This window comes from Sporosarcina cascadiensis (genome assembly GCF_009650995.1).
In the GTDB taxonomy this organism is placed as follows: domain Bacteria; phylum Bacillota; class Bacilli; order Bacillales_A; family Planococcaceae; genus Sporosarcina; species Sporosarcina cascadiensis.
Genome location: NZ_WHVV01000007.1, coordinates 165,053 through 190,705 on the forward strand (window position 1 = coordinate 165,053; position 25,653 = coordinate 190,705).

Consider the following 25,653-nt stretch of genomic DNA (forward strand, 5'->3'; position numbering starts at 1 on the left):
CTTACCATAAAGGCGCTCTTTGCCTTTCTGGTAAACCTGAAACGACCCGAGGAGCTGGCCGTCGCAGCTGGATGAAAACCAAAAGCGGAAAGCGCCGTCTAGCCTCGACAGGCGTTGGAAGTCCGACAATAAAGGCGTCCTTTGCCTTTACTGACGGACTGAAACGACCCGAGAGGCTGGCGCTTGCAGCTGGATGAAACCAAAAGCGGAGACGGCCGTTTAGCTCCGACAGGCGTTGGAAGGCTTACCATAAAGGCGCTCTTTGCCTTTCTGGTAAACCTGAAACGACCCGAGGAGCTGGCCGTCGCAGCTGGATGAAACCAAAAGCGGAAAGCGCCGTCTAGCCTCGACAGGCGTTGAAGGGCTTATCGACAAGGTGCGCTCTTTGCACCTTTTCGAAAAGACCGAAACGACCCGAGAGGCTGGCGCTTGCAGCTGGATGAAACAGATCATATAGGCAATGGCTTGGAAGGAGAAACTATTATGGCAAAAACAATTATAGAAAAGATATGGGATCAGCATGTAGTTTACGAAGAGGAAGGAAAGCCGGACCTGTTGTATATTGATCTTCATTTAATTCATGAAGTGACATCACCGCAGGCATTTGAAGGCTTACGTTTAGCGAATCGTAAAGTGCGCCGTCCGGATCTTTGCTTCGCAACAATGGATCATAATGTCCCGACGAAAAACTTGCCGATCATCAATGACCCGATAGCGAAAAAACAAATTACAACTTTAGCGAAAAACTGTGAAGAATTTGGTGTTCAATTAGCTGATATGGAGCACCCGGATCAAGGAATCGTGCACATAATCGGACCGGAACTGGGTCTCACCCAGCCGGGAAAAACAATTGTCTGCGGTGACAGCCATACATCTACACACGGAGCTTTCGGAGCAATTGCGTTTGGAATCGGTACGAGTGAAGTGGAGCATGTACTTTCGACACAGACATTGTGGCAGAATAAACCAAAAACGATGGAGATCCGTGTCAACGGTAAAATTGGTTTTGGAGTTACTGCCAAAGATATCATTCTGGCCATCATTTCAAAATTCGGCATTGGCATAGGAACTGGCCATATTGTCGAGTATACAGGCGAAGCGATCCGCTCTTTGACAATGGAAGAGCGCATGACTATCTGTAATATGTCTATTGAAGCGGGTGCGAAAGCCGGCTTGATCGGACCTGACGAGACAACGATTGACTATCTGCGCGGACGCCGCTATGCTCCTCAAGGAGAAGAATTCGAAGCAGCGGCAAAACGCTGGATTGCGTTAAATACTGACGAAGGTGCAGCATACGATCAGGTACTCGAGATCAATGCAGATGAAATCGAACCTTTTGTTACATGGGGTACGAATCCTTCCATGGGATCCGGCATCTCTTCACACATACCTTCAACTGCTGATTACACGTCAGAGACTGACAAACAGGCTTTGCGTTCTGCGCTAGAATATATGGGGCTGGAAGAAGGAATGCCTCTTTCCTCCATAGATGTCCAACATGTATTTATTGGATCATGTACAAACGCGCGTCTAAGCGATCTGCAGGCAGCTGCTGATGTAGTAAAAGGAAAACATGTGCATCCTTCTGTAACAGCAATTGTTGTGCCAGGTTCACGAACGGTGAAGAAACAGGCAGAAGATATCGGCCTTTCTCAAATCTTCATGGATGCCGGATTCGAATGGAGAGAGTCAGGATGCAGTATGTGCCTTGCAATGAACGATGACGTAGTACCTGCAGGGGAACGCTGTGCATCGACATCTAATCGAAACTTTGAAGGACGCCAAGGTGCCGGCTCCCGTACACATCTCGTCAGCCCGTCCATGGCGGCAGCTGCAGCAATTGCCGGTCATTTCGTAGATGTACGCGAAGTCGACGCAGCTGTGCATAATTAAGGAGGGGTAACAAATGGAACCAATTAATAAAATCGAGAGTGTACTCACTCCGTTAGATAAAAACAACGTAGATACAGATCAAATTATTTCAAAAGAATTCCTGAAGCGTATTGAGCGGACTGGTTTTGGAAAGTATTTATTCTATCACTGGAGATTCAATGCGGATGGTACAAAAAATGAAGAGTTCGTATTAAACGATCCGAACTTTGCAGATTCAACGATTCTGGTAGCACATGAAAACTTTGGCTGCGGTTCATCCCGTGAACACGCGCCATGGGCGATATTGGATTATGGCTTCCGTGTTGTGATCGCGCCAAGTTTCGCAGACATCTTCCACAGCAACTGCTTCAAAAATGGTATCCTGCCAATTAAGCTGACAGTGGCTGAGGTTGATGAGTTTTTGGCAAAAGGCAAGGATCAGCCGTACTGTTTGACTGTCAGCCTGGAAGATCAGACGGTAGCGGGCGAAGACGGAGAAGTCTACAGCTTCGACATCGATCCATATTATAAGAAGATGCTGCTGAACGGCTGGGATGAAATTTCCCTGACGTTCCAGTATGAAGATAAAATTACAGAGTACGAACAGAAACACGCATAATTTAATCGAGCCATCCACTTATGTGGGTGGTTTTTTAATGCATCTGTGTCTCTACTGGTATTGTTACCGATTCTCGACTTTGCAGGAGAATTGAAGCGGGTATTTGTTTGCAGTTAAAATCCGCTTCGGCGCTGGGGGATTGCCTTACGTGATAAGCCTACTGGCGAAGGGCATGCCAGCAGTCTCATCACAACGGCCGACCCCGCAGTTGCGCCGGCGCTGGTGTTGGAGAAAATATCTCTTACTGATTTTTTACTAAGCGTGAATTTAGTTGTTGTGGTTTCGCTGCATGACTTTGCGGGAGGTTTGAATGGGATGTAAGTTTGCTTTTTGGACCCGCTTCGGAGCTAGGGAAACCTAAGCTTTTGCAGAATGATAAGTGGTGCATGAAATACCACCTATTGTAATGGTCTCAGATATTATGCTCATACTGCATACTCACATAAAAATTCTTGAAAAACCAGCCAGTGTACCTTCGTTCCAGGCAACCTAAGTACGCCGCAAGTGCCTTAATTTCTGTAAAGACCACAGAAATACGGCAAAGCGAACCCTTCGCTGTTCGCTTGGCAACGGTTGCATGACTCACTTCGTGTGAGCCCGCGGCTAAAAACACTCTGGGAGGATCAGCCCGACAGGTGAGACGACTTGCGGGAGCGAAGCGAAAATAGCATGCAGAAGGAACCCTGTATTGCCTTAATTTCTGCAAAGAACGCAGAAATACGGCAAAGCGAACCCTTCGCTGTTCGCTTGGCTCACCGCGGGCCCGCAAGACACGCGTCCGCCTGTAGCGCAGGGGAACGGTCTCTCACTGCTTACTGTCTTTTACCGCAAAAGACCTCACTGCCGCCATCTAGTCGCTTATCCCCGTTTTGTGTAGAAAGGGCGTAACAATTGTAAGGTTATGCTATAATTGTCGGAGTAATCTACATACTGTTACTATAAAATGCAGTGAATGGAGTGAAATAACAAAATGGTGAAAACACCTGGGATGAAGAAACTCGTCATCTTCCCTTTACTCTTCGCGCTGCTGCTATTCATTGGACTGCCGCAGCAGAATGTCAAAGCAGAAATGAACCATCAGCGGTTCTCTGACGTCCACAATGAATTCTGGGCGAAAGATGAAGTCATGCAGCTCGTTGACGAAGAAATTATTAACGGCTATCCTGACCTTCAATTTAGACCGAGCGTCAGCATAATGCGCGGACAGGCGGCCAACTTGCTGGCAGGTGCCTTAAAGCTGCCGGAAGCACCTTATCAGCCGGTCTTCAAAGATGTCAGTCCCAAATCCTCTCATCTGCGTGGAGCGATGGCGACTTATCAAGAAGGAATATTTGGCGGTAAGCCGGATGGCACATTCGGAACCGGCGACCAGTTGACGCGAGAGCAGATGGCAAGTGTCATCGTACGAGCATTTAAATTGGAAGACACCGGGGAAGAAGTGCACTTTACTGATGACAAGAAAATCAGTGAATCACATAAATACGGTGTCAAGGTTCTGATGCAGCACGGAATTACGACAGGCAAGGAAGATGGTTCGTTCGACCCGAAGTCCCCTGTTAATCGTGCATCATTTGTCGTCTTCTTACATAGAGCAATGATCCAGGCGGGTTTATTGGAAGACAAAGAACCCATCACATTTAATGAACCGAAAACGATTGGGAAATTTGATCCGATCCGCTATGATCAGCAATTTGTAGAAGTACCGCTGACCAAGCAGGACAGAACGTTTTTGCGTTCCAATCACTATCTGCAGCTCGTCACAAAACGAGTTGAGCCGCACGGTCACGCGACTGACCACGTATATGTGTACGGGGTGAGCGGCATGAAAGCGACGCGTGTGACCGTCACGAAACGGGAACTGGGGAACGGCGACTACTTCGTGTTCACTGAGCTCCGCAATCCGCAGCGTCTGCCGATCCGCGTAGATCTGGTACATATTGAGAACGGGATTGACAGCAACCGACTTGAACCATACAGTAAATACCCAATGAAAAAAGATATTGATGAGACGTTTGGATTTGATATCGCCACTTCACCGATTGGAGTGCTGGAAACAGTATCTGATCAGGGAACGGGACAGCAAATGATAGCGAAGTCCTACCGTTCACGTGAGCTGGAGATGAATTACCAGAACGGCGCATCCAGTCATACACGGGAACTGCATGATGAAAAAGAAGCCTACAGTAATATTCAAATGGGGACAACACGTGTCTCCGTCTATGAACTGTATTCACGCGGATTTGATATCGTGGATCAATGGTATCTGGCTTCAGCAGAAAAACTATTCTCCAGCACTCAGCGCATGGATGCTTGGATGCATGAATCAGTAATTAATTATAAAAAACGCAATAAATGGTACACAGCGAACGGGCCATATAATAAAATGGCGACTACAATTGAACCGATGCCGGCTTCCGGACGAGGTTATGGCCGGAATCTATTGCTGGTGAAAGAAGATCGTGTCATGCTTCTTTATAATCAAACACAAGAACGATATTATGAAGATATTTTGCATAATTCATTTGCGAACCTGGCGATCTTCAGAGGTAAAAAAGCGTATTGGGAAACAGAAGTGACCAGTACGTATCTGAAGAATCTGTATAACTTCACAGCGCCGTTTGTCGATACGCGCTTCAATGAACAGATTGCCTTATTCCTTTATAACGGCGGGAAAGCATTTGGCCATAAAGATTACAATGAAGGCTTGCGCAACTACGCCAATTTATTGGTTCAGCAGCACAAAAACGGAAATGTCAGCGCGTTAACTAAGAGCGCCTATTATATTCCCGATTATTTCCCTGCAAAACAGCAAGTCCGTACACATACATCAATGAACCACTTGCTTGGCGGAATGAACATACTGCTGATGGCTTATCAGGAGTTTAAGGATCCGGTGTATTTACAGAATGCAGCGGCTATTGAAAAGGCCATTACGTTAGAAGAGAAAAAGTGGATCAGAAGCGATGGAGATATCTGGTACAAGCGTGCGCCGGACGGTTCGTTTGCCGGAAGAGACTACACTCACTTAACACTTGAAGATTTAATTCATTCGTATGAAAAGTGGTCTGAAGTGGACCCGGCAAAGACAGCGGTATTCGAACGCATGATCAAGTCGAAAGCTAAATATTTAAATACGAATAAAAAAGGGTATACGACGAAAATTAAACAAGGGCTGGAGCGAATTCACATGTCTGAATTGCTGCCGGCAGGTGCGGAACATACCGACGCGCTGTAAGAATAAAAATCAGGACCATCCGAGAAGTCATTTCATCAGACTTAGGGGTGGTCCTGTTTTGCGGTTAAATGAGAAAATAGAATGGTGCGGTGAACAACTGGTTTAGTGCGTTCCGTGAACTGTTTGGCTCGGTGGGCCGGGGGAAATGCGCGGCTCTGGAGGTTTTTGGTTCGGTTCTGAAACGTTTTGGTTCGGCTTGCTGCTTTTTTGGCGCGCTGTACTGCCATACTGTCTGACATTAATTAAAAAAAGCGTTTCGGGAGGCAATTACGGCTTCCTGAAACGCTTTATTTTGTTATTTAATAAGTGTAACCAAGTCTGAACGGATCCAGCCGTATGGTTCACTTGGTGATTGATAATCCGGGTTTGTATCTGCTAAAACTTTATACCAAACGTAGCCGTCTGCACTGTTTGCGCGGTCGACAATAACGAGAGGATAGCCAAATGCTGATAGCTCGCCGGGATGTTTTGCTTTGTATGAGAATAGGATGTTGCTTGAATTGCGCACTTCCGGGCTTGTCCGAATATTCACATCGGCTGAACCTGTATAGGAAATGAAAGCAAGTTCTGCTTGATTGGCATCTTTATTGCCTAAATACTGATCGATTCTCCACATATGGCCTGCAATTTTGCTGCCCCAGAATGGATCGGAAGCATATTTCATATTGAAGCCGACTGCTTTATTACCTGGCACTGCACCATTGGCATACGCGCCGAACGGGTTAGCGTAATTCAAATTCATGTAGCGGCCAATGAATGCGTCGATACTTTTCGTCGGATCTGCATAGATTTCCCCTTTATCCGGAGAAGAATCGAATACACGGATGCCGAAGATATTGTTTTTAGTCTGCGCGTTGGCGCTCATTCCATAATCACTCTCATGGATAGCAGCCGCTAAGACGAACATTGCGTTGACGCCATGAAGTTTTTCTGAAGCTTTGATATATGTGCCGAGACCGACTAACTTCGATGTCTTCGTTGCATTCTTATAGCGTGCGATTCCTGTCTGTTCGCGTCCGGCAAGAGCGGAAGCAATGAAACGATCCAGTTCTTGGCCTGTGTATGTGGAAGGCTGGCGTATTGACTGGAACTGGAAGTATGGATAATACTTTAATTCCGTACGGCTGCCGTTTTCTTTGAAGTGTACACCATCGTTGCTTGTATACGACTGGCCGCGCTTGAAGGCGGATGAAGCGGGACCTACCGTATATTCTGCGTATCTGCCTGTATACTTCTTCGTTTTGGCATCAAATGTACGGTAATACGGATAATGGACAAGCAATCCGTCATTTGTTACTTTATAGTAGCTCGAGCCTTCTGACAGCTGTGTCGGTACTAGGTCGACTTCACTATGTTTCGCATAGTATGTATAGCCGCCAAGTCCAACGATCACACGGTCTTCACTGCTGCCGATATAATCCATTTCATAGCCTTTTTGAATATAGGTTACTTCTTTCTTAAAGCTTGTGTCACTATATAAAGAAGTATATTGCTTTGGATTTTCTGCAGCAAATACTTGTCCAGATTTCATTTTAATAATTTTATTGTTCTGTGAGATAGCTTGCACAGAAGAGGACGCATTATACGAAGCTAATGCATCCTCGAATTTGGAAAATAACTGGTTTGTTGCCTGTAGCTGGCCATTTGAAATGGAGCTGATTTTATACACTTCTGGATCCACTGCATCGATCGGAGGAGCGTCTGGATCAGAAGGTTTCTTCTGGTCAGCAACTGCAAACATTCTGAACAAAAATGCCGATGCATGAGCGATCGTTGCATTATTTGTCGGTTTGAAATAGCCTTGGTCTCCACGGATGATGTTCAAGTTAGATGCAGCAGAAACCGCTCCAACAAAATTCGGGGAAATTTTCTTGCTGTCCTTAAATGTAACAGTTGTTGTTTGCACGGGAATGTTTAAGTAACGAAAAGCTTTGTAGATCATGCCCGCCATTTGTTGTCGGGTAATCTGCTGATTTGCCTTGAACGATCCATCCGGGTAGCCGCCGAGAATCCCTGCGCCTGCCGCGTTCTGAATTTCAATCGTACGCGAATTGCCGGCTTTTAGGTCTTTAAACGTAAATTTCGTAGAGACTGGCAACTCCAAAGAACGTGCCAGATAAGAAGCGAATTCGCCGCGTGTAACTGCCCGATCCGGAGAGACATTTCCTTTCGCATCGGTCTGAATTACACCTTTTCCGACCCAATAGGAAAGTTCCTCTGCCATTTGATGATCCTTAAAGTCATTTGCGCTTGCAACTGAAGCGAAAAACGGAGAAACTACAAGAAGCAGCAGTGTAAATAGTGTAAACCATCGTTTCAAATCAAAACCCCCTCTATAAATCTCCCACTATTGTAACAGAAAATGTTACTAGTAGTAAGTTGCTTTTGGCATATTAAGAGATTCATAGTATAGAAGAAAACCACTTTAATTCGAAAAGATGCAACGAAAGCTTTTACCATTACGTCTAAGATAGTGATATAATGCAACAAGGAACAAGCACGCGCAGAAAGGGATTTATAATCAAATGAATAAATGGATACAGCGAATAGAAAAACAGTCTACGGTTACTTTACTGATTGCAGTGGCAGTGTTGCTGATTGCCTTGCTTCTGCCTTCAAAAATAGCATTACTCGGAACGGCTTTATTTTTTGTCTTATTTTCTATCATACAGCCCCGGCAGAGCATTCTGTTTCTAGTGATTTATGTCAATATCAGGCCGTTCTTACTTGAAGTGAACAGCGGCACGAAATTGATAGGGGATCTGATTATATTGGTCGTCTTTGCTTGGACATTGTTCCGCTTCAGACACAATATCCGGTCGTTATTTACGTTCAAATGGTTTGAATGGGCGTATTTTGCCTTTATTTTATTCGGCTCTGTTGTCGGATTGATGAATGATGTCGCAACGACTGCAGTCATCTTCCAAATTCGGACATTCATTATTATGTATTTGCTGTACTACACCATTTCACGGATGGTACTGACGAATGAATGGCTGAAGCAGCTTGCCTGGGTGACGGTGTGGCTCAATATTGTCATGTCCGTGCACGGTTTGATTGAAAAATTATCTCTGCGCCAGTTTTTACTGCCCGACGAGTGGAAGTATAAGGTATTGTCTGCGACGAATGCAGTGCGGATTTATGGTCTGACAGGGAATCCGAATTCATTGGCGTTATCTTTGTTTTTCGGCATCATCGGCGTGATTTACCTGCAGCACGTTTATCAGGCCAATAAATATAAATGGACGATGCGAATACTATTGGTACTGTTTTTAGGAATTCTAGTTCTGACCTATTCAAGGGGCACATGGATTTCGGCAATCGTTTTCGGCGCGGTATTCATCTTAATGACGAGAAAATGGTATCTGCTAAAAAGGCTTGTATTGTCAGGTATTGTCTCGATTGTCCTGATCTATTACCCGGCAAATCTGGCGGTCCATTATATTCAGGAACTCGGCATGGATATCCAACAGCCAGGGCCTGGAAGCATCGGCGGCAGATTTGGCGAGACTTTTGACGAAAAGAACTTGGCGTTAATGACAGAAAGCGGACGTTTCTTCTATATAAGAAAAGGGTTCGAGATCTTCGGAGATCATCCTGTTACGGGGACGGGCTTCGGTTCATTCGGAGGATCTGCCACACTTTCGTACGGTTCACCGATTTATGATCACTACGGAATTAATTCCGATATTTACGGGGGCAAGTATTTCTATTCAGATAATCAATACATCCAGGTGATCGCGGAAACCGGCATCATCGGCGTGCTGATCTTCGCAGTATTCCTGCTGGCCATGCTGCGGTATTTCTGGAAGGCGCGCCATACGAACTTTGGCGTCTTCATGATCGCCCTCTGGTTCTCAACCGGCGTCTCGGGCATGTATTATAATATCTGGGAGCTGAAGATGTACACCTTGTTCTACTTCATTCTCCTGGGCACATTCACAGCCCTCACCAGAATCCAATCAAATACTCAAACTGCGGACAAGTAACATCATCCGCAGTTTTTTTATGATTTAGTTTCTATGGTTCCGTTGCTCGACTGTGCAGGATTTTTGAACGAAGTGTGAGTTTGCAGTTTAAAGTCGCTTCGGCGCTGGGGGATTGCCTTACGCTGTGAGCCTGCTGGCGAAGGGCATGCCAGCAGTCTCACAGCAACGGCTAACCCCGCAGTTGCGCCTTCGCTGGTATGTAGAAAGAATATTATATTGATTTTTGCAGAGTACATATTTTGTTGCTAACCTTTACAGATTACTAAGTATTGCATGAATAGATACCTAGTATAACAGTCTCAAATAGTCTGCTCATACTGCACCTCACATAAAAGTTATTGAAAAACAAGCCAGTGTACCGAAGCGGAAGGCGGCGACTCCGGGAGGATCAGCCCGACAGGTAAGACAACTTGCGGGAGCGAAGCGACCAAGTTGGCTTACCGCGGGCCCTCCGGAACGCGTCCGCCTGAAGCGCAGGGAAACGGTCTCATTTCCACTCACTAACTCACTACCCACAACAAAAACTCCACAAATCCAACATTTTTCGTCCTAACGTTACATAGTAATCTCCTATTCGATTTGGTAAACTATAGAATGAATTGAAATAGGAAGGATGGAGTTGCGTTATCAATCAACAAAATTTGCTGTCACGCACGAAACGGAGCATTGCAGTGACCGCTATGTCAGCAGCTATGCTCATATCTGTACCGCTGGGAGCATCAGCCAACACGAAAACCGTCACTAGTTACCCAGTTTCTTCAGGAGTCAAATATACTCAAAACACATATTCCGGAAGCAGTTACATAAACCACCTAGCTGTAGATCTTGGAGATCCATATACAAAAATCAAAATGGGTGTCCCTTCGCCGCTAGCCAAAACAGCGCCTACACTTACATTAGCAAACCGTGATTCAAAAGAAGGAAATCGCGTCGTAGGAGCGGTCAATGCTTCATTCTTCGACATGAAAACCGGCATGCCGATGTACTTGCTGTCCCAAGGAAATGAAATCGTCAACGGCGGAGTAATTTCTAGTTCCAACTCCTACTACGTGAGCCATCCGATTGCGTTTGGTGTCACAAAGGACGGCAAGGCGGAAATCGACAACTTTAATTTAGGCATTCAAGTAGATGTGAATGGCAATACCTATCAAATGACAGGCCTCAATCGCGAGCGCCAGGCAGATGAAACGATTATCTTTACACCGCAGCACGTCAAAAATACGACGGGTTCCAATGAATTCGGAATCGAGCTCGTTGTAGAAACGGATTCTGCAATTAAGTCTACTCACTACGGACAAAAAACGCAGGGGAAAGTCGTGCAAGTCCGAGGCTATGGAGAGAAGGCGCCAATTAAGATCCCTTCCAACGGCTTTGTCATTTCTGTCCACGGCAAGAAAGGTCTGGAACGCTTCAAGTCAGTAAATGTCGGAGATGCAGTTTCATTGAATCTATCAATCGATGACAAATGGAAAGATTCCGAGTTCATGATGGCGAGCGGACCTATGCTGGTAAAAGACGGAAAGCGTCATATTACAATGGACACAAATAACTGGCGTGCAACGGCTAGAACAGCCAGAACCGCGATCGCCATCAGTAAAGATAAGAAGCAGGTTCATTTGGTGACTGTAGATTCACGTTCAGGCTACAGTAACGGCATGACATTAACACAGTTCGCCAACTACCTGGTTTCTCAAGGGTACGACCGCGCATTGAATTTTGACGGCGGCGGATCCACGACGATGGGCATCCGTAATTACGGCAGCAATCAAGTGGTCCTGGCCAACCGTACTTCAAATGCGAGTCAGCGCAATATCTCTGCAATTGTAGAAGCAGTGAGCACCGCGCCGACCGGTGAACCGGCGATTGTCAGTGTATCACGTTCGAATATTGGTGATATGCTGGTTGGCGCAACGGCAGATTTTAAAATTAATCATGTGCTGGATGCCCACTACAATCCTATTACAACGATCGCGTCTCAGGCGAAAACGACTTCCACTAAAGGAACTGTCGAAGGTACCGGTCTGACTTATAAAGCAGTAAAAGCAGGCGATGACCGAATCATTGTGAATTACGGTGCCGCAAAGCAATCATTCCCTGTTAAAGTGGTTGCAGAGCCGGCCAAACTAACCGTGAAATCATCTGCCACAAGCGTTAAGCCTGGAGGTAAGATTAATTTTACCGCTACACCGGCTGACGCAGCGGGCAAACCGATCATCTATAATGCCAATCAATTAACTTGGAGTGTGACAGGTGAGATCGGATCTGTTACAGCAAATGGCATCTTCACTGCCAGCAAGGCTGGCAAGGGCCAGGTTAATGCAACGCTTGGAACCAAAACGATTGCAGTGCCGGTCGAAGTGAAGTCCAATGCGACAACTAATCCAACGCCTAATCCGACACCGCCGTCAGGCAACGAAAAGCCGGACGTGACAAAACTATTTAAAGACGTACCATTATCGTACGCTTATGCAACAGAGATCTATTATTTACGCGACCAGAGTGTCATTAACGGAGACATCGACGGCAAATTTAATCCCGGCGATACGTTATCCAGAGAGCATGCAGCTGTCATTTTAAGCCGTGCTTTTAACTTGGAACCGACAGAAAATGCGAAACACAGCTTCAGTGATGTGCCGAAAAGCCATCGTTATTATAATGAAATCAATGCCATCGCAAATGCGAATATAGTAGGCGGCCATGCAAATGGAACTTTTGATCCGAAAGGCGAGCTTACCCGTTCTCAAATGGCAATGATTCTTGTAAAAGCTTATAAGCTGGAAGGGGAGTCTGCCAAGAAATTTAACGACGTATCCCCTCAGCACGGTGCATATAAACAGATTCATATTCTGGCGAACCACGGAATTACAACGGGGAATGAAAAAGGGAAATTCATGCCTGGTCTTCCGGTCAACCGTGCACAATTCAGTGCCTTCCTTTATAGAAGCATGAATTTGTAAATGAAGAATGAAGCCTCTAGATCAATGGGATATATGTTGATTTGGAGGCTTCTCTTTCATTTGGATACAATAAAAAAGAAGGCTCTGCTATACTTAAAGCAAATGATCTGAAAAGGATGTATGAAAGTGAAAATAGGAATCGTAGGCAACTATGGGAATGACAATAACGGAGATGAAGCAATTTTACTGAGCATCATTACTCAAGTGAAGAAAGTGTTCCAGGTTCCAAGCGACGTCATTACGGTGTTCAGTAATAATCCGAAACAAACAGCGAAACGCTATCAGGTGATGAGTGCACCGCTATATTATAAAAAGGGCAATGCGGTGAAAACATTCGGTGCGACTTATATGAACAACAGGAAAGTCGTGAAGACATTTGATCTTCTTATTATCGGCGGCGGCGGGATTCTGATGGATCTGTATAAACGGGAAGCACCTTTATACGGATCATATGCGATGATGGCGAAAAATGCCGGTGTGCCTTATGTCATTTATGGCTGTGGCGCCGGTCCGCTGAGCAGCGATTTAGGGAAATGGTTTATTCGGTATATGAGCAGGCATGCGCACAGCATTTCCGTGCGCGATCCGGAATCTTCAGATTTATTGAAGACTGTAGGTGTAAAGAAAGAAATACAGGTAATCGGAGATCCGGCATTTTCTTTGAAAAGAGAACGGAAAGAGTCAGCGGTGAAGCCGATAAAAATCGGGGTAACCGCAGTTCCTTATTATCATGGCGGCTATTGGCCGGAGAGTAAAGAAGAAATCTATCAACAGTATATAGAAGGAATGGCCAGGAATCTTGACGCGCTCGCTGCTGCACGTCCGGTTGAGATTACTTTTTTTGCTACAAAATTCCCGCAGGACGCGGACGTAACGAAGGATATTCAAGCTTTAATGAAGGAAGCCGATCATACAACCGTCATCGACCAAAATCTCTTGCCTGATGATTTGCTGGATATTACGGCATCTCAGGACTTGGTGATCGGGACAAGACTGCATTCACTAATCTTAGCGACATGTACGGCAACACCGGTAATCGCGGTCTGCTACCATCACAAAGTGACGGACTTCATGAAGCTTGCGAATTTGGGGAATGTGGCGGTTCCGATCGGAGACATGCATCAATCGGATGAACACTTCACCAAGGCATACGAATATTTAGCGGGAGACTGGAAGAAAACTTGTGAAGAGACGGCGCAGCTTTCTGAGAAATTATATGAAGAAGCAATGAGCGGTACACGTCAATTTACCGAAGCAATCAAAAAAAACGTATGAAACTGAAATTCAGTTTCATACGTTTTTTCTTTACTCAAAATCCCAGCATAGAGCGCACTTCATTTATATAAGTCTGACTGACGGGAAGTTCTGTGCCGTCTACCAATGTAATGACGAGGTTGGAAGAAAAATCCCTTGAAATTTTTTCAATACCGTTCATGTTGATAATATAAGAGCGGTGGATCCGTAAAAAGAATCTTGGCAGACGGAGCTGCAGGTCTTTTAAAGTAAAACTAATATTATAATGATCGGCATTCGTATAGAACCAAGTTTTTTTATGCAGGCTCTCCACATATGTTACCTGTTCTATAGGAATCGGATACCATTCATCTTCCCGTTTGCCGGTTAAAAATTGAAGCTGATCCCTCTTCAGCACATGGAAGTTCGGCGGGAGGATAATGATCAGTGCACCCGGTTCCCCTTTGACATCAATGGGGTAGCCCATCCCGAAATAAGACATTCCGTAAAGTGTATTATCCATTACTACCTCTACTTTACGTCTTTCTTTAATCGTCACTTCTGCAATGCTGCCTGCCTGGATATCCTGTCCTTCTTTTAAATGAATGTCATGCATGCCTGGATCATAATAGATGTAACGATCCTTGATCGCGATCGCAATAGAGGCATCTTTAGGCACCCAATCATCTAAAATCGTTGCGTATTGATTCAGAATTTTCTTTGGGATATCAACATTTTCCATAGATTAACATAAACCCCTTTGTTTATAGTTTCAACCCATTCTCTTTCCTTTTCATCCATTCTACCATTCTTTCATCCGCTAAAAAAGCCTTTTTGTCGAAATGAACTGACAATTCTGATGCACTGTTATATAGTAATACATAACGAAGATAACTGTTATGAAACAGTTGTAACGGTTACACGTTTAAAAAAGGGGAAGGTGTGAAGAATATGTCAACAAGACAAGAACAAATTGCACAACTGGAGAAAAGCTGGGCTGAGGATAGCCGTTGGAAAGGGATCAAACGCAACTATACTGCTGAGGACGTCGTAAAGCTACGCGGATCACTGCTGATTCAAAATACACTGGCTGAAAAAGGAGCTGCACGCCTTTGGAAATCTCTTCATGAAGAAGATTTCGTCAATGCATTGGGGGCTTTGACAGGGAATCAGGCAGTACAGCAGGTTAAAGCCGGTCTGCAGGCAATTTATCTGAGCGGATGGCAAGTTGCGGCTGATGCAAACCTTGCAGGACAAATGTATCCTGACCAAAGTTTATATCCGGCAAACTCTGTACCTGCAGTTGTTAAACGCATCAACCAGGCACTTCAGCGTGCTGACCAGATCGACCATGCGGAAGGCCGTGAAGACGGATTTGACTGGTTCGCACCGATCGTAGCGGATATGGAAGCTGGTTTTGGGGGACCGCTTAACGTATTCGAATTAATGAAAGGCATGATCGAATCAGGTGCTGCAGGTGTTCACTTGGAAGACCAATTGGCTTCTGAAAAGAAATGCGGACACTTGGGCGGTAAAGTACTTCTTCCGACTCAAAACGCAGTCCGCAACCTGTCTGCTGCACGTTTAGCTGCTGATGTACTGGGCGTTGATACAGTAATCATCGCTCGTACAGACGCTGATGCTGCTGATATGGTTACCAGCGATATCGATCCAGTAGATGCAGAATTCTTGACGGGAGAGCGCACAAACGAAGGATTCTATAAGTCTAAGCCAGGTATCAAGCAAGCAATTGCACGCGGACTTGCTTATGCAGAATACGCTGACTTGGTATGGTGTGAAACTTCTCACCCGTCACTTGAAGAAGCACAGGAATTCGCAGATGCAATCCACGCGAAATTCCCTGAAAAAATGTTAGCATATAACTGTTCACCTTCATTCAACTGGAAAGCGAACCTGGATGATGCAACAATTGAAAAGTATCAGGTTGAGCTTGGTAAAATGGGATACAAGTTCCAGTTCGTTACACTTGCAGGTTTCCACACATTGAACCACAGCATGTTCGAATTGGCACACGGCTACAAAACTCGCGGCATGGGCGCTTACTCAGAGCTTCAGCAGGCGGAGTTTGATAATGAAGTAAAAGGCTACACAGCTACTCGTCACCAGCGCGAAGTGGGCACGGGCTACTTTGACGAAGTTGCACAAGTAATCTCTGAAGGTCAATCTTCAACAACTGCTATGTCTGGTTCTACTGAAACAGCACAGTTTTAATTGACTGAAGGAACCGCCGAATGTGACTTTGGGGAATTTCACGTTCGTTTAAATAAAAGGGGTATTTATATGATAACGGGGTCACCTCATCTTCCAGTAGATGTCGTGAGAGGGGGAGGGAATTGGATGCGAGTCCAATTCCCTTCTTTTAATTCGTTTGAAAAATTCTGTTAGTTTGCTATTATTAAAGGCAGGTACTTGATGAGGAGGAACTAGATGATGAGAAATGAAGAAATGCTGTTAATTCCGGGGCCGACGCCCGTAGTAGATTCCATTTATGATGCAATGACGAGAGAAACACGATCGCATACAGATCCGCGTTTCGTCCAAATCTATAAACATACGATTGACCAGACTCGAAAAGTTTTCAATACCGGCGGAGAAGTATTCGTCGTAGCGGGCTCAGGCACGATTGCAATGGAAATGGCCATCGTCAACACGATTGCAGAAGGAGAAAAACTCCTCGTGGTTAGTCAGGGCTATTTTGGTGACCGTTTTATTAAGCTGGGACAGGCTTTCGGTATTGAAGTCGAGGTATTGCAGTCGGAATGGGGACAGCAGGTTTCTCCTGAAGAGATTGATCGTAAGCTGGCAGAAGGTAATTACAAGGCCGTTACGGTCACGCATGCTGACACTTCTACTGGTGTCGCAGCTGACTTGGAAGCGATCGTACCGGTCATCAAGAAGCACGGCGCGTTAGTAATTGTCGATGGTGTCTGTGCGACAACGGCGATGGATGAAGATATGAGCAGGGAATATGGCGGAGCGGGCAATACACTGGATATTGTCTTAACGGGATCACAAAAAGCGATCGGCGTGCCTCCGGGTCTCGCGCTCGTTGCCTTTAATCAGCCTGCTTTGGACGCGCGTGCGGCAATGAAAAGAGTGCAGGCGTATTACTGTGATATTTATAACTGGATTCCTGTTATGCATGACCCGTCTAAATATTTTGCGACACCTGCCGTGAATCTGATTTATGGGCTGGAAGAAGGGCTGCGCATCGTACTAGACGAAGGCATGGAAGAGCGCATCAAGCGCCATAAAGCATTCGGCCGCGCAGTGCGACAAAGTTTGGCGGTGTATGGCATGAAAGCACTGGCATCTGAAGAAGTGGCAGCACCGACACTAAGCTGTATTCAGTACCCGGAAGGCGTGGACGATGCGAAGTTCCGTGCAGCCATGGCGGATAAGGGCACGATCCTTTCCGGTTCATTGGCACATCTGGCAGGCAAAGCGTTCCGTATCGGACATATGGGTAACACCACTGCGGATATGCTGGAGAAAGCCGTCATGCAGATTGGCGAGACGCTGAATGAAATGGGGCACACAGTGGATATCGCCAAGGCCCAGCAAGTGTTTGCGAATGAAATCAGTCAGGTAACTGCATGAGAAAAAGCCGGAAAGGGAGAAAAAATCTCTCTTCCGGCTTTTTTTAGTTTGCGGTTTAAAGAATGAGTTTGTGAAAGAATATCGTTTCCCTGCGTTCCGGGCGGACGCTTTCCGCGGGGCGCGGGCGAGCCTCCTCGTCCGCTGCGCTACCTGCGGGGTCTCGCCGGTCGCGCTGAATCCCGCAGGAGTCGCCGCCCTGCACTCCGGTACACTGGCTGATGATTCAAGACTTTTTGTGTAAGCAGGCAGTATGAGCATGGTATTTGAGACTTGTGAGAGGTGAAATATCTCATGCAATACTTAATATACTATGAAGGCTAAGACTCTTGTGGTCAATACATTTGCATAGTCGAGAAACGGGAACAACACTAACTAAACTCATACTCTGTAAAAATGCAATATGTCATATATTTCTCACGCCAGCGAAGGCGCAACTGCGGGGTTAGCCGTTGCTGTGAGACAACTGGCGTGGTCTTTGCCAGCTGGCTCATAGCGTAAGGCAATCCCCCAGCGCCGAAGCGGGTTTAAACTACAAACACACACTTCATTTAGTCTTCCTGCAAAGTCGTGCATCGGAAACTACGTCCAAGAATCTATATTAAAGTAACTTTTCATTTCATAAAAAAACTCTCAAGCAAGGGCTTGAGAGGGAAACTGTATTAGTTTTTACTGTAATACTGGTGAAGACCTGTGTAGATCGCATCTGCGTAAATATCTGCATACTTGTCGCTTGTCAGTTTCGCAAAGTCCGCTGAGTTTGACAGGAACCCAAGCTCAACCAGAACTGCCGCCACGTTGTTATTGCGGATAACATAGAAACGATTATTCTTCACACCACGGTCGACCATATTGGCTTTCTGCACAATATTGCGCTGAATGAAAGCAGCTAAATCACGGCTTTCTGTCGCATTCGGGTTTGCGGAAGAATCATAATAGGTTTCAGCGCCGCTTGCAGAAGAACCTGCAGAGTTGACGTGAATGGATACAAACGCTTCGGCGTAATTCTTTTTCGCGAAGTCCGTTCTTGCTTCCAATGTATAATACTTATCAGTTGAACGTGTCATCAAAACTTTAGCGCCGGCATTTTTCAGCTTCGCTTCCAGCTTCTTTGAAACTTTTAAGGTAATTGCTTTTTCTGTTTGGCCGTTCTTGCCGGTACCGGGGTCATGTCCGCCATGTCCTGCATCTACGACAATGACTCGGTCACGCAATGGGTTGCCAGTTTGATTCAAGAGTTTCAAATAAGACTTGTGTACATAGCCCACTTTGCCATCGTAATTGATTTTTGCCCAGTATCCGGAGACAGATAAGACTTGTACTTTTTTTCCGGTACTCAGCTTATCGATTGTTGCAGCACTTGAATTACCTGCTGAACGAACGTTAAGATTGTTTACTGTTACTTTACCCATTAATTTAGCCGTCGGGGCAGGGTCAGGCTTGCTGACAGGGGGAGCCGGTTCGCTTGGCTTCGACTCTTCCAAATTGCCTGTAGTATAATTTTCGCTGATATAGCCAACCTTGCCATTCAGGCTCACTTTCAACCAAGTACCTGTGCTTCCTGTTACTTCAACAACCACTCCGTTAGCCAGAGTACCGATGATAGAAGAGGTAGCTGATGGAGATGAACGAACATTTAAAGGATCTTTGTCATTGCCAGTATCCACTTTTACATATCGGACACTGGATTGCTGATCCGGTGTTTTTACTGTTAAAGCAAATTGCTTATCCATTGCACGTGCAATGAAAAGGGCAAATTGAGAACGTGTTAATTTGTCGCTTGGCAGGAACTTTTTATTGTCGCCCTGTGTGATGCCCGCGTAGTACAGGCCGTTGATGCGTTCTACATATTTGTGTTTGGTTACATCTGTTAATACTAAAGGTTTCTGGCTGGTTACCTTTTCTGATAAATTGAATGCTTCAGAGAGAGCGTATGCCATTTCGTCGCGTTTGATTTCTTCATTCGGATTGAAGCGGCTGCCATCTGAGAACTGAAAATAGCCTTTTTGAATCGCGATGTTTGCAAATTTGTATTGCTCATCGCTGGGATCTAAACCGTCAATCTTCATGTCTTCTTTGACTGGTGTATTTTGCTCGCCTTTCGCAATAACCAGCATTTTTGCAACGTGAGCACGTTTTAAGTTATCTTTTGGATTAAATTTAGCAGATTGATTAACAATTCCTTTTTCGGCTATGTAATGAACCTCTTTAAAATATTCGCGTTCGGCGGGTACGTCGGAAAACTTGAAACTTGCCAAGGACTGAAGAGGTGAGAGAACTAAGATGGTAAGTAGCAGCACGGTTGTTGCTGCCCATTTAAACTGATTCATGGAATCCTCCTTAAATATACTAGCTTGATAGACTCAGTGTAACAGCGGTGGAAAATAATTACTAGATGTTTTCGACAGTGTTCGGAAAATAGTAACTTTGCCGGGGATGTTTCGTCTTAATTAGACAAAACCGAATGTCCTCTAATAGAACATCCGGCGTGTTACTTACTTATTAATACGATCAATGAATTTGTTCAATTGTGCGGCAGTCACTTTATCTTCTAAACCGAATGTGCCGTCTCCATAACCAGTTGTGATGTTGTGATGATAGAGAATGTTGATATATTCAGTTGCCCAGTGGCCAGCAGGAACATCTTTAAAGTTTGCCTGCGCAGATCCGTGAAGGTCGAAAGCTTGTACTAAAACTTTCGCCATTTGAGCACGGGTCAATTCGCCGTCCGGCATGAAATTACCTTGGTCGCCTGAGAAGATATTTGCTTCTGCAACCGCTGCGATTGCAGCATAGTTTGGATTTGATTCATCGACATCATTAAATGTTACGTTTGCTGAAGCTGTATCGAGCTGGAGCGTCTCGGCAAGTTCTTTCGCGACTTCAGCGCGGCTTGCGTAAACTACTTCTTTCACAGGAGCTGCAGCAGCAACCATTTTCTCGTCATCGAAACTTGCTACCCGGCGTGCGCCGATATAACGGCTGCCCCAATAGTATGGATCGTTCAATGAAGTGACCGTAACGCCTTTACTTGTAGAAGCGTGGATAAAGTTATTCGAACCGGCGTATACACCAACGTGGGAAACACCGCGTCCTGTCGTATTGAAGAAAACTAAATCTCCAACTTGCAGATTGTTTTTTGAAACGGAAGTACCTGTAGAGAATTGCTGTCCCGTTGTGCGTGGAACAGAATGCCCTTCTTTTTTAAATACATATTGTATGTAACCTGAGCAGTCAAATCCCGATGGAGTCGTTCCTCCATAAACATACGGAGTTCCCATATGTGTGCGTAAAGAGCTGATTAGTGACGTAGATGAGTTTGCAGAAGCAAATTCTGGTGCAAGTGAAAAGAAAAGTAGACTCGCAAAAACCAGAGACAAAAGACGTTTCATGCTATTCTCGTATTCCCCTTTCGCACAATCAACTGTTGTGCTTTGTAATCTACGAATATATTAGCACGGATAAACGTGTTTTTTGTTACATTTACATTACAAGAGCATTACATATGAGAGAGTAGTTGAAATGTTAGTAGATTCCCGCCTGGCGTTTTCATGTAAATAGAAGAAGTAGAAAAGTGTCAATGATGATCATAACTCTCTTACTGCCTCAGTTGTGGTATAATCATTCAACGAATAAAAGAGCTGATATCCGGTCAAACGGAAAGCGACAAAGGATGAGTATTTAGTGAAGAAAGCAGTAATATTTAGCAATATGTATCCATCTGCAGAACATCTTACATATGGGATTTTTGTGAAAAACCAAGTTGAACTATTACAAAACAACGGTTTTGATGTCAAAGTCATCGCCATTCATGAACCGGGGAAAGGTCCGATTGAAAAGATTTCCAAATATATCTCCTGGGGATTACAATCCTTCACCTACTTACTCACAAATAAAAAGAAGATTGGTATTACGCACGCGCATTACGCGTTTCCGACAGGGATTCTTTCATATATAGGCAAGAAACTATTCGGCCTTCCTTATATTGTGACTGTCCATGGCGGAGATCTGGATAAGATGGCGAAAAAAAGCAGCCGGATTGCAGGCTTTACCCGAAAAATATTAGAAGAAGCTTCACATATCATCACAGTCGGTGAAAAGTTACGGCAGGATGTAATTGAAGATTACGGAATTGCGCCTTCCAACGTAGAAGTCATGAGCATGGGCGTGGACACGAATATCTTTAAGCCGATGGGGCGGGAAGAGGCACGTCTTCTCTTGAATGTTCCGTTGAATGAACATGTCCTGATTTTTGTAGGAAATGTTATAGAATCGAAAGGCGTAATGGAACTACTGGAAGCCTATCGGCAAGTGAAAGCATCTCATCCAGATCTCCTTCTTTATATAATAGGCTCTCAAAAAGATCAGCGTTTCACTGAAACAGTTAAGCAGAAAATTCAAGAGACAGGAGCTGCAGGTATCGAGTTTAAAGAACCTGTCAGCCAGACTGAACTCGCTAAATGGATGTCTGCGGCCGATATACTGGCCCTCCCTTCTTATCATGAAGGATTCGGTTTGGTCGTACTCGAAGCATTGGCTTCAGGCGCTAAAGTAGTAGCAACGAATGTTGGCGGACTTCCCTATCTGCTGCAGGATGGGGCGGGCATTCTAGTCGAACCGCGCAGCGCGGATTCATTGGCGGAAGGTCTCGATCAAGCTCTTTCCAATGAAGTGACCCGTGCGCAGCAGGAAGTCATACAGCAGGCTGTCCAGCAACATTCCTTTGAGGTGATCGTCAAGAGACTGAATGATATCTACTCACGGTACGGGAAGGGATTCTGACATGAGCAAATTATTTAAGATTATCGGAGCTGTGGCGATTATTAATATTGTCGCCAGACTGTTTGGCTTCGGGCGGGAAATGGTGATTGGTTTCCAGTACGGTACCAGTAAAGTCGCCGATGCGATTGCAACAGCCTATACGATTCCGAACTTTATTTACTTAGTGCTTGGCGGCGCATTGACGACAGCTTTCATTTCCGTCTATCACTCTTCTAAAATGGATAAAGAGCTGTACGTCCGTAAGGCATTCACGACAGTTGTCCTGTCCGCCGTGCTGATTACTGGGCTGATTCTTTTGTTGACTGATCCGATTCTGCATCTGATTTTCAAAGATCTGAGCGAAGAAGACTATGCGCTGACGAAAAAGTTGTTCTTTTGGATGATGCCGTCGTCTATCTTGCTGGTCATGTCAACATGGATGAGCGGATTATTGAACATCAATGACCGGTTCCAACTGTCGAGCCTTGCGATTCTTCTTTATAATGCAGCGTTTGCCATCATCGGTGTGGTGCTGACTGGATGGCTCGGACCGCAATCTTATGGAGCCGGCGCAATGGTCAGTGCGATTCTGATGGTATTGTTCTTATATTGGGGGATTAAGCGGGCGGACCTGTCTTCGCTAAAACCGTCATTCGGCATGACACCGGATATTAAAAAGTTGTGGTGGCTCGCATTGCCAATATTATTTGGTGGTGCTTCGTTGCAGTTTTACTTTATTATTCATCGATTTGCAGCAGGAGGACTGGGAGAAGGGGCGATTTCCTCTGTCAACTATGCATCAAAGCTGGCCAGTTTTCCTCAGGCCATTTTGATGACCGCCGTTACGACAGTTATCTATCCGATGCTCGCTAAAAAGGAAGGCGAAGGGGACACGCAGACGATTAAGATGCTCTATAAAAAGGGTATGCTCTATATGGTTACGCTGCTGGTGCCTGCCAGCGCCTTCTGTTATTTTTTTGCTGAGCCACTCGTCCGCCTGATCTTCGGCTATAGAAACTTTGGGGAAGAAGATATTATGCTCGTAGTGCCAGTTTTTAAAATATTTGCGATCTCCATGTTCTTCCTGGCTGCGAATACGTATGTGACACGTTTTTATTATGCCAAAGGAAACTCTATCATGCCAATCATTTTCAGCTTGATCAGCGTGTTTGGAATAAATATTGCAATCATATTCGCGTTTGTGGACCAGCTTGGTACGCAGGCAATTGCTTACGGCACGGTGATCAGTGCGGCAGTCAACTTTGTGTTATTGGCTGCTTATGCTAGATTCAAGTGGAAGTTGTAACTATTCTAAAGAGCGTCCTCTCGATAATGAGAGGACGCTCTTTAGAATAGCATAAAAAAATTTCTTTCACCGATTTTATCAAACAAGCCGCTTCGTTTGAACAGTTTTACTTTATTCGGAGGTACTTTTTTAAAAATGAGGCGTTTATCCAGTCGTTTCGCTTCATCAAGCAGGGCGGACAGGGCCGCTTCGCCTGTTGCGTCCAATGCAGTCAGGTTTTTCATATCGAGAATAATAATGGACTGTTCGATGTCCAGCAGCTTGGGATAGCGGTCTTCAAAATTTTTGGCGGTTCCAAAAAATAACGGACCGGAAAGTTTATACTTAATCAGTTTACTTCCCGAATCAGCTCCTAACTTGAATATTTCAACCTCTGTCAACTTGCTCTCTTTAATATCCAGCGCACCGCTCATTTTTCGAAGGAATGAGAGCGCCGCGAGCAGAATGCCGACTTCTACGGCAATCGTCAAGTTCAGGAAGATTGTCAGGAGAAATGTTGTCAATAAAACGAGGGAATCTCCTGAACGCAGCGAGACGATTTGCACGAATGCTTTTCTCGCGCTCATATTCCAGGCGACATACATCAGAATCGGTGCCATGGCGGCTAACGGAATATAGGATGCATAAGGTGCGAATACGAGCAAAAATGCCAAGACGAATAAACTTTGGATAACACCGGACACCGGACTGACTGCACCTGACCGGATATTGGTGGCGGTACGGGCGATGGCACCTGTTGCCGGTATCCCGCCGAACAGCGGAGTCACCATGTTCGCGATGCCCTGACCAAATAGCTCTCTTTTTGAGTCATGTTTCGGCACATCGCTTTTCATTCCGTCTGCTACAACTGCTGACAATAGCGATTCGATGGCACCAAGCGCCGCGATGATAAGAGCAGGCTGCCACAAGGCAACGAGTTTAGATAAAGTGATTTCAGGAAAGTGGAAACTGGGCAGATGCTGTGGAATTCCGCCGAATGAAGTCCCAATTGTTTCGACTTTTCCGGGAAAAAATAGAATAGAACAAATTGTCGGGATTAATAAGGCCACTAATAACAACGGAATTCTGGGTGCAATCTTCGGCAAAATAAAAATAACCAGCAAACCAATAACTGCTGTCAAAATACTGAATGTGTTCACGGTGCCAGAATTTCTTGCGATTTCGATCATGCTTTCATGGAAGAACTCTTTCTTTTCAACACCGGTCAGGCCAAAAAAGTTCTGAAACTGTCCTGTGAAGATAATGACGGCAATCCCTGTAGTAAAACCAATCGTCACGGACCTGGGCACGAAATGAATTAAATTACTGACACCCAGGAACCCCATAATAACCAGGAAAATACCCGCTAAAAATCCGGCGATCAATAGATCCTCGTAACCATACTGCAGAACAATTGCCAATAAAATTGGAATGAACGCGCCCGTTGGTCCTGCAATCTGAAAGCGCGAGCCTCCAAACAGCGCGACGAGCAGTCCGGCAATGATGGTTGTGTATAATCCATACTCCGGCTTGACGCCCGAGGCAATTGCAAAAGCCATCCCAAGTGGAATGGCTACAATTCCAACAGTAATCCCTGCAATTAAATCCTGCCGGAACCCTGCTGCATTATATTGAAGATAGCGCTGGTCTTTGAACATAATTGTTCACTTCTTCCACTTATAGTATATATCTTACAATTCTAATTATATCGCAGTCTATTTGATTATACAAGGAGTGTATAATTATAGAGACGGTTTTTCTTCTTGAAATAACGAAGCTGGTGTTGTTTCCGTTTCTCGATTTAGCAGGAGGTTTGAATGGGGTATGAGTTTGCAGTTTAAACCCGCTTCGGCGCTGGGGGATTGCCTTACGCTATGAGCCTACTGGCGAAGAACGTGCCAACAGTCTCACAGCAACGGCTAACCCCGCAGTTGCGCCTTCGCTGGTATTGGAGAAAGTATGTCATACTACATTTTTACAGAGTGTGAGTTTAGTTAGTGTTGATCCCGGTTTCTCGACCTTGCAAGAAGTTTGAATGGGGGATGTGTTTGCAGTTTAAATCCGCTTCGGCGCTGGGGGAT

The 25,653-nt window shown here is 45.2% G+C and carries 15 protein-coding genes; 10 read left to right on the forward strand and 5 right to left on the reverse strand.

Features of this window, described 5'->3' with window-relative positions; all coding sequences use genetic code 11:
- The first annotated feature begins 483 nt into the window (after positions 1-483).
- From leuC to GDZ68_RS09620, 3 genes are all read left to right on the forward strand, one after another.
- Positions 484-1,896, forward strand: a complete 1,413-nt coding sequence (gene leuC / locus GDZ68_RS09610) for a 3-isopropylmalate dehydratase large subunit (RefSeq protein WP_153722077.1) — start codon at positions 484-486, stop codon at positions 1,894-1,896.
- 13 nt (positions 1,897-1,909) lie between these two features.
- Positions 1,910-2,494 (forward strand): 3-isopropylmalate dehydratase small subunit, encoded by a 585-nt coding sequence (gene leuD, locus GDZ68_RS09615; RefSeq protein ID WP_153722078.1) that lies wholly within the window; start codon positions 1,910-1,912, stop codon positions 2,492-2,494.
- Positions 2,495-3,464: 970 nt separating this feature from the next.
- A complete protein-coding gene (locus GDZ68_RS09620) occupies positions 3,465-5,729 on the forward strand; it encodes an S-layer homology domain-containing protein (RefSeq protein WP_153722079.1) in 2,265 nt (754 codons plus the stop codon).
- Between the two features lie 295 nt (positions 5,730-6,024).
- Here GDZ68_RS09620 and GDZ68_RS09625 read toward each other — a convergent pair whose 3' ends face one another.
- Complete coding sequence (locus GDZ68_RS09625) at positions 6,025-8,049, reverse strand: S-layer homology domain-containing protein (RefSeq protein WP_228551070.1); 2,025 nt, start codon at positions 8,047-8,049, stop codon at positions 6,025-6,027.
- A gap of 205 nt (positions 8,050-8,254) precedes the next feature.
- Here GDZ68_RS09625 and GDZ68_RS09630 point away from each other — a divergent pair, with 205 nt between their 5' ends.
- The 3 genes from GDZ68_RS09630 to GDZ68_RS09640 all read left to right on the forward strand — a co-directional run bounded on the left by GDZ68_RS09630 (position 8,255) and on the right by GDZ68_RS09640 (position 13,950).
- Entirely contained in the window at positions 8,255-9,718 is a 1,464-nt protein-coding gene (locus GDZ68_RS09630; protein WP_153722080.1) for an O-antigen ligase family protein, read from the forward strand.
- A 680-nt stretch (positions 9,719-10,398) separates the two neighbouring features.
- Positions 10,399-12,675 carry a phosphodiester glycosidase family protein gene (locus GDZ68_RS09635; RefSeq protein WP_153722081.1) on the forward strand — a complete coding sequence of 759 codons (2,277 nt, stop codon included), beginning with the start codon at positions 10,399-10,401 and terminating at the stop codon, positions 12,673-12,675.
- Between the two features lie 120 nt (positions 12,676-12,795).
- On the forward strand, positions 12,796-13,950 hold the full coding sequence (locus GDZ68_RS09640; protein WP_228551071.1) for a polysaccharide pyruvyl transferase family protein: 1,155 nt from the start codon (positions 12,796-12,798) through the stop codon (positions 13,948-13,950).
- 34 nt (positions 13,951-13,984) lie between these two features.
- Here the strand turns inward: GDZ68_RS09640 and GDZ68_RS09645 are convergent, their stop codons facing one another.
- Positions 13,985-14,650 carry a LytTR family DNA-binding domain-containing protein gene (locus GDZ68_RS09645; protein WP_153722083.1) on the reverse strand — a complete coding sequence of 222 codons (666 nt, stop codon included), beginning with the start codon at positions 14,648-14,650 and terminating at the stop codon, positions 13,985-13,987.
- Between the two features lie 209 nt (positions 14,651-14,859).
- On the opposite strand from GDZ68_RS09645, the gene aceA reads away from it, so the two are divergent.
- Together aceA and GDZ68_RS09655 are read left to right on the forward strand one after the other, a co-directional pair.
- Positions 14,860-16,140: an isocitrate lyase gene (aceA, locus tag GDZ68_RS09650; protein ID WP_153722084.1), complete on the forward strand. Its 1,281-nt coding sequence runs from the start codon at positions 14,860-14,862 to the stop codon at positions 16,138-16,140.
- 219 nt (positions 16,141-16,359) lie between these two features.
- Positions 16,360-17,529, forward strand: a complete 1,170-nt coding sequence (locus GDZ68_RS09655; protein WP_153722095.1) for a pyridoxal-phosphate-dependent aminotransferase family protein — start codon at positions 16,360-16,362, stop codon at positions 17,527-17,529.
- 659 nt (positions 17,530-18,188) lie between these two features.
- On the opposite strand, the gene GDZ68_RS09660 is transcribed toward GDZ68_RS09655, so the two are convergent.
- Positions 18,189-19,856: an N-acetylmuramoyl-L-alanine amidase gene (locus GDZ68_RS09660; protein WP_153722085.1), complete on the reverse strand. Its 1,668-nt coding sequence runs from the start codon at positions 19,854-19,856 to the stop codon at positions 18,189-18,191.
- 165 nt (positions 19,857-20,021) lie between these two features.
- Positions 20,022-20,918 carry a C40 family peptidase gene (locus GDZ68_RS09665; protein WP_153722086.1) on the reverse strand — a complete coding sequence of 299 codons (897 nt, stop codon included), beginning with the start codon at positions 20,916-20,918 and terminating at the stop codon, positions 20,022-20,024.
- A gap of 292 nt (positions 20,919-21,210) precedes the next feature.
- Here GDZ68_RS09665 and GDZ68_RS09670 point away from each other — a divergent pair, with 292 nt between their 5' ends.
- Both GDZ68_RS09670 and murJ read left to right on the forward strand, forming a co-directional pair.
- Positions 21,211-22,308 (forward strand): glycosyltransferase, encoded by a 1,098-nt coding sequence (locus GDZ68_RS09670; protein ID WP_153722087.1) that lies wholly within the window; start codon positions 21,211-21,213, stop codon positions 22,306-22,308.
- Position 22,309: 1 nt separating this feature from the next.
- A complete protein-coding gene (gene murJ / locus GDZ68_RS09675; protein WP_153722088.1) occupies positions 22,310-23,593 on the forward strand; it encodes a murein biosynthesis integral membrane protein MurJ in 1,284 nt (427 codons plus the stop codon).
- 41 nt (positions 23,594-23,634) lie between these two features.
- Here the strand turns inward: murJ and GDZ68_RS09680 are convergent, their stop codons facing one another.
- Positions 23,635-25,230, reverse strand: a complete 1,596-nt coding sequence (locus tag GDZ68_RS09680; RefSeq protein WP_153722089.1) for a SulP family inorganic anion transporter — start codon at positions 25,228-25,230, stop codon at positions 23,635-23,637.
- Positions 25,231-25,653 lie beyond the last annotated feature (423 nt).